The organism is Falsiroseomonas sp. E2-1-a20, from assembly GCF_051433195.1.
Classification (GTDB): domain Bacteria; phylum Pseudomonadota; class Alphaproteobacteria; order Acetobacterales; family Acetobacteraceae; genus Falsiroseomonas.
On sequence record NZ_JBHMFT010000180.1, the window covers coordinates 1 to 777 of the forward strand.

Annotated in this window: 2 pseudogenes; both read right to left on the reverse strand. The window is 72.8% G+C overall.

The annotated features are described in order from the left end of the window. A pseudogene (locus tag ACFHPP_RS31240) lies at positions 1 to 244 on the reverse strand (IS66 family transposase); the annotation flags it as partial. A gap of 164 nt (positions 245 to 408) precedes the next feature. Then, positions 409 to 735 (reverse strand): annotated as a pseudogene (gene tnpA, locus ACFHPP_RS31245) (IS66-like element accessory protein TnpA); the annotation flags it as partial. Positions 736 to 777: the final 42 nt, after the last annotated feature.

A 777-nucleotide genomic window follows, 5' to 3' on the forward strand; every position in this document is an offset into this window, starting at 1 on the left:
GCCATCGCGATGGTTCAGCGTGTTGCGGATGGCGCCCGCCGTCGGGCTGCCGCCGGGCAGGCGTGCGAGCTGCGCCGGGAGCCAGGCGGACAGGTCCTCGACCAGGGGACGGCTCCGCGCCTGCCGGCCAGCACCTTGTAGGCGGCGTAGCCGTCGCATTGCAGGATGCCCCGGTAGTCGCCGGCAACGCCTTCGCATACTCGGCGCCGCGGCCTGGCGCGTCGTGGAACACCACTGCCGGCGGGGCGGTCCAGCACCGCGCCCGGGAAGGGATCGGCGCCCAGCACCTCGGCGGCGAGCGCGGCAAGGCTGTGCGCGCCCTTGCGGAAGTCGACGGGCTTGGTCGCCAGCAGGATCCGCACGCCGGCGTGCGGCGCGATCATGCAGCCGAGGCCCGAGCGCCCGCAGCACTGTCGTCAGCAGGTCGGCGTCAGTGCCGGGGGCAACCCGCAGCACCGCGCCGGCCACCTCCACCTCGATCGTTAGCGGCGAAGGTGGTGGCGATGGCAAAGCCGTCTCGGCCGCGCACATCGGCGTCTCCGCCACGATCGGCACGAAGCCCTGCGGCGCCACCGCCGCGTGCCGCATCTCCCGGCGCCACGTAAACACCCGCTGCGAACTGACCTGCCAGCGTCGCGCCACATCGGCCACCACTGTGCCGGGCCGCAGCATCTCCGCCACGATCCGCGCCTTGTCGTCTACAGACCACTTCCGCCGTCGGCCAGGCCCCGTCAGAACCTCTACACGCCGATAGCCGCCGTCCTTCGCGTCATCGCT